We start from the raw sequence: 8579 nt of genomic DNA on the forward strand, positions 1-8579 counted from the left end.
AAACCCACGATCGAAGGAGCGGCGGCCGCCTACGCTTATATTCGCGCCGCCGCGGCGATGGCGGTAGCGGGCGAGGCGGCGGCGCTGGTGACCGCTCCAATCAGCAAGGAATGGCTCAATCGCGCCGGCTATCATTTTCCCGGCCATACCGAACTGCTGGCCGAAATAGCAGGCGTGCGGCGCTTCCGCATGATGTTCACCAGCGGCCACTTGTGCTTGGCATTGGCCACCGTTCATATCGGCTTGGCCGAGGTCCCGGCGCGGCTTAATCCCGAGCTGGTTTTTGATACGATCGATTTGCTGGCGGAGCACTTGCGGACCCACTATGGCATGTCTTGTCCAAAAGTTGCGGTGCTGGGGCTCAACCCGCACGCCGGCGAGGGCGGGCTCTTTGGTCGCGAAGAAATTGACGCCATTCAGCCCGCCATCGCACGTGCTCGAGCGCTCGGGATCGACGCCCTGGGACCGTTGCCGCCCGATACCGCCTTCGTGCGCCAGGCCGGCCGCTTCCGCTTTGACGGCGCGGTAGCGATGTATCATGACCAGGGGTTGATTCCGATCAAGATGCTGGATTTCGATCACGCGGTTAATGTCACCCTGGGCTTACCCTGGGTGCGCACTTCACCCGATCACGGCACCGGCTACGACATCGCCGGACAGGGACGGGCGCGCGCCGACAGTATGCTGGCCGCCATTCGCTTCGCCGCGCAGGCCGCCGCCCGCCGCGAACGCGCGGTGGCGTGAGGCCGCTGGCGATGGCCGATCGAATCGTTATCAAGGGCGCCCGCCAGCACAATCTCAAGAACCTGGATCTGGAAATTCCGCGCGACCGGCTGGTGGTGATTACCGGGCTGTCGGGCTCGGGCAAGTCCTCGCTGGCCTTCGACACTATTTACGCCGAAGGGCAGCGCCGCTACGTGGAATCGCTCTCCGCCTACGCACGCCAGTTTTTGGAGCAGATGGAAAAGCCCGACGTCGATTCGATCGAAGGGCTGTCGCCGGCCATCTCGATCGAACAGAAGACCACCTCACGCAATCCGCGCTCGACCGTCGGCACGATAACCGAGATTTACGACTATTTGCGCCTGCTGTTCGCGCGCGTGGGGCAAGCCTTTTGCTACAATTGCGGGCGCGAAATCACTACTCAGAGCGTGCAGCAGATAGTGGACCAGATCATGGCCTGGCCGGAGGGGACCCGCCTGTTCGTGCTGGCCCCGATCGTGCGTGGGCGCAAGGGCGAGTATCGCAAAGAGTTGCGCGACTTGCGCCGCGCCGGCTTCGTGCGCGTCAAGATTGACGGCGAACTGCGCGATCTGGCCGAAGATTACGAACTCAACAAAAATCAGCGCCATACCATCGAGGTAGTGGTCGATCGGCTGGCTATCCACAAGGGGATCGAAAAGCGACTGGCCGATTCGCTGGAGGTGGCCTTCCGCTACGGCCAGGACCTGCTCAAGATCGAACGAGCCGAGCGAGCCGACACGGCGATATACTTCAGCCAACGCTTTGCCTGCGTGGAATGCGGGATCTCATATCCTGAGATTGCGCCGCGCATGTTCTCTTTCAACAGCCCGCACGGGGCCTGTCCGGGCTGCTCGGGGCTGGGCTCGACGATGTATTTCGATCCCGAACTGGTGGTACCCGATCCCGAGCTGAGCCTGGCCGACGGCGCAATCGCGCCCTGGAGTTCGCACAGTTCGATGCAGCCGCTGTTGGAGGCGCTGGCGGCCCATTACCGCTTCACGCTGGCGCAGCCCTGGAAGAGCTTGCCCGCCAAGGTGCGCAAGGTGTTGTTGGAAGGGTCGGGCGCAGAGGAGCTCGAACTAGGCCAGCGCCACAGTTACCGGCGTCCGTTCGAGGGGGTGCTGGCCTGGTTGGACCAACGTTACAAGGAAACCACTTCCCCCAGCGTGCGCGAGGCCTTGGAGGGTTACATGAGCTTGCGCCGATGCCCTCAATGCAACGGGGCGCGGCTCAAGCGCGAGAGCCTGTTTGTCAAGGTCGGAGGCAAGTCGATAAGCGAAGTGGCGGCGCTGGCGGTCAAGCAGGCGGCGGAATTTTTTGCTCAGCTCAAGCTCAATCGCCAGCAAGCGGAAATCGCCCGCTTGATTTTGAAGGAAATAAACGAGCGACTGAGCTTCCTCATCAACGTAGGGCTGGATTATCTGACCCTGGATCGCGCCGCCGCCTCGCTATCGGGCGGCGAAGGCCAGCGTATCCGCTTGGCCACCCAGATCGGATCCAGCCTGGTGGGCGTGCTGTACATATTGGACGAACCCTCGATCGGACTGCATCAGCGCGACAATCAGCGCCTACTGGCGACTCTCAAGCGATTGCGCGATTTGGGCAATACGGTGGTGGTGGTGGAACACGATCGCGACACCATGCTGGCGGCCGATTATTTAATCGATATGGGGCCCGGCGCCGGCGCTCATGGCGGAGAGGTGGTGGCGCAGGGCACGCCGGCGGAGGTGATGCGCGCGCCGGCCTCGCTGACTGGGCGCTATTTGACTGGCGAGCGCGAAATCGCAACTCCCGCGCGCCGGCGGCCGTTGGGGCCGCGCTATTTGATTTTGCGCGGCGCGCGGGAGAATAACCTGCGCAATTTAACCGTGACTTTTCCGCTGGGGGTTATCACTTGCGTGACCGGGCTATCGGGCTCGGGTAAATCTACCTTAGTGTTGGATACTCTCTATCGCGCGCTGGCGCAAAAGCTCCATCACAGTCACGAGCGCGCGGGCAGCTACCAAAGTTTGGAGGGAGTCGAGCATCTGGACCGGGTGGTGCACGTGGATCAGAGCCCGATTGGGCGCACCCCGCGCTCCAACCCAGCCACTTACACTGGGCTGTTTGCCCATATCCGCGATCTGTTTGCTCAATTGCCCGAGGCGCGGATGCGGGGGTACGGGTCGGGACGCTTTTCTTTCAACGTCAAGGGCGGGCGTTGCGAGGCTTGCCAAGGTGACGGCATCATAACCATAGAGATGCATTTTTTGCCCGATGTATATGTCACTTGTGAGGTGTGCGGGGGTAAGCGCTACAATCGGGACACGCTGGAGATTCAATACAAAGGACGCAATATCGCCCAAGTGCTAGATATGACAGTGGCGGATGCGATCGATTTTCTGGGCAGTGTGCCGCCAATTCGACAGAAGTTGGAAACCCTACGTGACGTAGGTCTGGACTACATCCATCTGGGCCAGTCGGCGACCACCCTTTCGGGCGGCGAAGCGCAGCGTATCAAGTTGACCAAGGAGTTGGCGCGGCGCGCCACCGGGCGCACGTTATACATACTGGACGAACCAACTACCGGCTTGCATTTCGAGGATGTGCGCCGGCTATTGGATGTACTCGGTCGGCTGGCTGACAACGGCAACACGATCATTATCATTGAGCACAACCTGGACGTGATTAAGACCGCCGACTATGTAATCGACCTGGGGCCCGAGGGCGGGGACCGAGGAGGGGAAATCGTTTTTGCCGGCAGTCCCGAGGCGCTTGCAGCCGACCGAGCTTCCTACACCGCTGAGTTCCTGCGCCAAGCGTTGACCCAACGGGCCGCGGCCTGAAGCTGGCGCTTTCGCCAGCATCGCTTGCCAGATGGAAAGACAACCAATCAGCGTCTTTCTGGTCGAGGACCATACCTTGGTTCGCCAGGCTTTGCGCCGGCTGATCGAGGCGGCGGGAATCGTGGTTGCCGGCGAAGCCGCCGGCGCGGAGGGCGCGTTGGCTGAAATTCGCCGGCTCAAGCCCGACTTGGCCATAGTGGACCTCTCGCTGCCGGGCGCCAGCGGTGTGGAGGTGACGCGTCAAACCGCAGCGTTGGGACAGGCCACCCGGGTTCTGATCCTGAGCATGTTCGCTGACGAGGAGCACCTGCGCCGGGCGCTGGAGGCGGGCGCCAGCGGTTATGTACTCAAGGACACCAGCGCCGAGGATCTGGTGCGGGCAATTCACTGCGTCAACGGTGGCGAGGCCTTTTTCAGCCCCAAAGTAGCGGCCTTTATCGCCGCCAGCCATCGCCAGTCGGCTCAGACTCCCGGTTCCGGCGTAGTCCGACTCAGCCCGCGCGAGCGCGAGATCCTGCGTCTTATTGCCCTAGGTAAAACCGGCAAGGAGATTGCCCAGGTGTTGGATATCGCCCCGGGCACGGTCGAAACCCATCGCCGCCGCTTGATGGGGAAGCTGGGGGTGGCCAAGGTAGCCGAATTGACCCTGTACGCGGTCCGCCAGGGTATAATTACCCCGGAGCGAACCTAGCCTTTTGGAGTTACCTTGAGTGAGCAGGACCTATCCCTGGTAGCCCGCGAGCTCAGGCACGATGTGCGCAACCAGCTCTTTGCTCTACGCACCACCATGGCGGTGTTGGAGCAAAGCTTGGCGGCGCCCGAGCGCTTGGCGCGCAGCGTGCACGCCTGCGCTTTGACTTTGGAGCATTTGACGGCGGAAATCCAGGAGTACTTTGCGCTGCAGAGCGGCGATTTCACGACCAGCGAAATCGCCTTGGACCGCCTGCTCAAGGAATGTTTCCAACCCGTCGCACTTCTTGCGAACAGCCACAGACTCGAACTATCTTTCGACGCCCTGTACGTGAAGCTTAGCGGCAGGCCGGTAATCCTGACGTTGGCGCTCAAGCATTTGGCTCGGGCCCTGATCCGTATGGCGAACAAGCGAATCACGCTTGGGCTGCGCAGCGTGGGCGAACATGCCACGATCACCGCTCGCTACACCGAGCGACGCGGCCTAGACGAGCAGGCGCGTGAGGAAATCGAAGGCGACCTCAAGGCGCTCCGCCAATGTCTTGGGATATGCCGTGGCAGTCTGGAAACAGGGCCCGGAGCGCTGGTGATTTCGCTCCCGCTTGCGTTAACCTGACCGAGGCGCCCACCATTAGCCGTACGGGGAAGAATTACAGCACAGGTGAGCAAGCAAACCACGCAGTAGTGAAAAGGGCTATGAATCCCTGAGCTCTGACCAGGGTGTATCATACCCGCTGCTTGAGAATGGTCGGCGGGATGGATCGCGGGCGGTGAATTTGGGAGGCAAGGCCATGGCCGGAATATTGTTGCGCGAAGAAAGCGAGGGGGTGGCCTTGCTCACCATGAATCAGCCCGAGCGGCGCAACCCGCTGTCCAGCGCTCTGATGCTCGAGCTTCGCGAGGCGTTGCAGGAAATCGGGGCTCGGCCCGAGCTGCGTGCGGTGTTGCTCGCCGGCGCCGGGCCCGCCTTCAGCGCCGGCCACGATCTGGTCGAGCTCCAAAATCGCGACAGTGAATTCTACCGCTGGCTGTTCGATCTGTGCTGCGACCTGATGACCACGGTACAGACCATTGCGCAGCCGGTGATCGCAGTGGTGGGCGGAGTAGCCAGCGCCGCCGGATGCCAATTGGCGGCCACCTGCGATCTGGTGATCGCGGCCCAAAGTGCCAGCTTCGCTACTCCCGGCGTGCGGATCGGACTGTTTTGCTCCACCCCGATGGTCGCCCTGACCCGCGCGATCGGTGCCAAACGAGCGATGGAGATGCTGCTGTCGGGCCAGCCCATCAGCGCCGCTGTCGCCTATGAATGGGGTCTAGTCAATCGCGTGGTTGCCGATGACGCTTTGCTGGCGCAAAGCTGGGACTGGGCCAGGAGAATTGCGCAGGCCAGTCCGCTCGCGCTGGCGATCGGCAAAGAAGCGTTTTATCGCCAAATCGAGATGGATCAGGCGTCGGCTTACGCCTATACCAAGGAAGTGATGAGCCGCAATGCAATGGCGGCCGACGCTCAGGAGGGTTTCGCCGCGTTTTTGAACAAGCGGTCGCCACGCTGGCAGGGAAGATAAAGCGGAGCTCCATTGCGCAGCTAGCTTCGGTCATTGGGTCTTTTAAGCCAGTCAAGCATGTTTGTCAGCGTGCAGCCTCGCCTTTTCACGACGGCCAGGCGTTCTCGGAAATATCCAAAACCTCGTCGATCCGCTTGTAGAAATCATCTATATGCCGGTTGCTCTGTTTAGCCGGCTTGCGAGGTCGTAGATCCTTTTAAGGCCACCTGCTCAGGTTAGATGGTCGCGAGATACTGGTTTTAGACGCTGTAGGTGGCTGTGCCGCTCAAGGCCTTCGGCCGTCTGCGGCGCCGAAAAGGCCATGCTGTGCCCTACGCTGGCACTCGCAGGTTGCGGCCAGTCATCTCCGGTGGCGAGCTCAGGCCTAACAGGCTCAAAAATGTTGGCGCCACGTCGGCCAGCGTACCGACCTCCAGGCGCTCGTGGGCGCCAGGGTTGAACAGGATCAGCGGGACCAGATTGGTGGTATGTGCGGTATGTGGTTGGCCGGTTTTGGGATCGGCCATGAACTCGGCGTTGCCGTGATCGGCGGTAATCAAGACGCTGGCGCCGGCGCGTCGGGCGGCCTCGATGACGCGGCCCAAGGCGCGGTCGGTGGCTTCCACCGCTTGGACCGTAGCCGCCATGACACCGGTGTGTCCCACCATGTCGGGATTGGCGAAATTAATCACTAGAGCGCCAAAACGGCCGGAGGCGAGGGCTTCTTCGGCTTTTTCGGCGATCGTCATGGCGCTCATCGCGGGCTGCAGGTCGTAGGTCGCCACTTTGGGTGAAGGAACTAGGATGCGTTCTTCGTAGGGGAAAGGGGTTTCTACTCCGCCGTTGAGAAAATAGGTGACATGAGCGTACTTTTCGGTCTCTGCCAGACGTAGATTGTGCACCTGGTGGTCGGCCAGGACCTGGGCCAACGGATTGGGCACGTCCTCGGGTGGAAACGCCAGCGGCAGGTTGAAGGCGCGATCGTACTCGCTCATGCAGACGTAACCCAGGCGCACTACGCGGGTTCGAGGAAAGCCGCCGAAATCCGCCAGCGCCAGAGCCGCGGTCAATTGGCGGGCGCGATCCGCGCGGAAGTTAAAGCAGATCACTTGGTCACCATCCGCCATCGGTATGGCGGGAGCGATAATTGTGGGCTCGACAAATTCGTCGTTTTGTCCAGCCGCGTATGCCGCTTCCACCGCGGCGCGGGCGCTGGGCGCCTGTTTGCCAAGGCCCACTACCCAGGCATCGTAGGCGCGTTGGGTGCGCTCCCAGCGCTTGTCGCGATCCATCGCATAGTAGCGGCCGGTGACGGTGGCTATCCGGCCGCGGCCCAAACGGCGCAGCTCCGCTTCCAGCCGATCGATATAAGACAATGCCGAGCGCGGCGGTGTGTCGCGCCCGTCAAGCACCGCATGCACCGCGATTTTCCGGACGTCGCGCCCCGCCGCCATTTCCAGCAGTGCTAGCAGATGATCGATATGGCTGTGCACGCTACCGTCGGAGAGCAGGCCCCACAGGTGCAGGGTGTGGCTGCCGCCCGCCCGCGCCATCGCCTCGCCCAGGACGGGGTTGCGGGCCAGGGCGCCGGTCTCAATCGCCTTGGTGATGCGCATTACGTCCTGGTAGATTACTCGGCCTGCGCCAATCGTTAGATGACCGACCTCGGAGTTGCCCATCACGCCCGGGGCCAAGCCGACCGCGGGGCCAGAGGCGTCCAGCGCGCTGTGCGCGCTGGTGCGGTTAAGCTCGTCCATCACCGGGGTACGTGCCTGCGCGATCGCGTTGGCTTCGCGCTCTTTGCGCAGACCCCAGCCGTCAATAATGATCAGTACTGCGGTCCGGGTCACCATTCCGATCCTTGCAAAGAAACGCTCAGGCCGGTGGCCGGCGCCGTCCGTAGGGTCATTTAGAAAACCTCATCATCAAGATTCGGTGTCATCGAATGTGGAGTCACGATGCCACGATCCAGCCTATTGGGCGATAGGGTTAAAGCAAGAACCGGACACTCACGCGCTGGCGCGCGCTTCACGCCGTTTGCGTTCGGCTACGATATAGGCAAGCAGCTCGCGCGCGAAGTCGGAATTGAGCTTTATCAGGTTAGGGTCGATTTTGGGACCGTGTAGATGGAGGCGCAGACTATCGCCTTCGTGCGGCTCGCCGCTGGCCAGGCCGAGAAAAAAAGCCCCGCGCTCTTCCAGTTGCTGGCAGATTTGCGCGCATCCTGGAGCGGCCAAGGGCAACTCGGCATAAATCACTTCCGCGCCGGCCAAAGAATCGCGTGCGGCCAAAATCTGCGCCACGCTGTCGCGCCCGGGCCGGGTTACCCGGATATGCGCTCGGGTGCTGGCGCGATCGACGCTGGTTTTGAGCGCGCCCTCGCCCGCGGCGGGCGCGGGCGCGCCGTGAACAAACTTGCGCCCCGCCTGCTGGTAAATCCGGCCCAGGATGGCACGATGATGGTCAGGAACGTGAATTGTCGCGGCCGGCGGCGATTGTTCCAGAAACTTTAGGTAGCTGAGCAGGCTAATGCGTTGTGGATAATCGACCCGCATCGCGCTCGGGGGCGACGCGGCCAACATGAAGCCGATCGGGCGGCTGCCGCCGCGCTCCTCGCTCATCTGGCTGAAGACGTGATGGGTGACCGCGTTGCCGGTGATTGCGAAGAGCGCCTCACGCTGCCCCTCGGCCTCCAGTTCCTGGCGCATCAGATCGAGCAAATGATGATGGCGATGCTCCTTGAGTACCATAGCTTCGCCAATTTCCGGCACCAGTT

At 62.0% G+C, this 8579-nt stretch carries 7 protein-coding genes; 5 read left to right on the forward strand and 2 right to left on the reverse strand.

What is annotated here, in order from left to right; genetic code table 11:
* The 5 genes from pdxA to VKV28_08465 all read left to right on the forward strand — a co-directional run.
* The coding region (pdxA, locus tag VKV28_08445) for a 4-hydroxythreonine-4-phosphate dehydrogenase PdxA (GenBank protein ID HLH76817.1) at positions 1-744 on the forward strand (744 nt) is incomplete at its 5' end.
* Between the two features lie 11 nt (positions 745-755).
* Positions 756-3569, forward strand: a complete 2814-nt coding sequence (gene uvrA, locus VKV28_08450) for an excinuclease ABC subunit UvrA (GenBank protein HLH76818.1) — start codon at positions 756-758, stop codon at positions 3567-3569.
* Positions 3570-3600: 31 nt separating this feature from the next.
* Positions 3601-4260, forward strand: coding sequence for a response regulator transcription factor (locus VKV28_08455; GenBank protein ID HLH76819.1), 660 nt, complete (start codon positions 3601-3603; stop codon positions 4258-4260).
* 15 nt (positions 4261-4275) lie between these two features.
* The gene (locus VKV28_08460; protein HLH76820.1) at positions 4276-4875 is read left to right on the forward strand and encodes a hypothetical protein; all 600 of its coding nucleotides are present in this window, start codon (positions 4276-4278) and stop codon (positions 4873-4875) included.
* Between the two features lie 175 nt (positions 4876-5050).
* A complete protein-coding gene (locus VKV28_08465; protein HLH76821.1) occupies positions 5051-5824 on the forward strand; it encodes an enoyl-CoA hydratase in 774 nt (257 codons plus the stop codon).
* 311 nt (positions 5825-6135) lie between these two features.
* Here VKV28_08465 and gpmI read toward each other — a convergent pair whose 3' ends face one another.
* Positions 6136-7656, reverse strand: coding sequence for a 2,3-bisphosphoglycerate-independent phosphoglycerate mutase (gene gpmI / locus VKV28_08470; protein HLH76822.1), 1521 nt, complete (start codon positions 7654-7656; stop codon positions 6136-6138).
* Between the two features lie 156 nt (positions 7657-7812).
* Positions 7813-8579, reverse strand: a 767-nt coding sequence (locus tag VKV28_08475) for a hypothetical protein (GenBank protein ID HLH76823.1), incomplete at its 5' end; no start/stop codon positions are given.

The organism is Candidatus Binataceae bacterium (assembly GCA_035294265.1).
Taxonomy (GTDB): domain Bacteria; phylum Desulfobacterota; class Binatia; order Binatales; family Binataceae; genus DATGLK01.

Bases quoted from the DNA above. Each gene is read 5' to 3' on its own strand.
- gpmI (HLH76822.1), bottom strand. From the start codon at position 7,656: ATGGTGACCCGGACCGCAGTACTGATCATTATTGACGGCTGGGGTCTG.
- uvrA (HLH76818.1), top strand. From the start codon at position 756: ATGGCCGATCGAATCGTTATCAAGGGCGCCCGCCAGCACAATCTCAAG.
- VKV28_08455 (HLH76819.1), top strand. From the start codon at position 3,601: ATGGAAAGACAACCAATCAGCGTCTTTCTGGTCGAGGACCATACCTTG.
- VKV28_08465 (HLH76821.1), top strand. From the start codon at position 5,051: ATGGCCGGAATATTGTTGCGCGAAGAAAGCGAGGGGGTGGCCTTGCTC.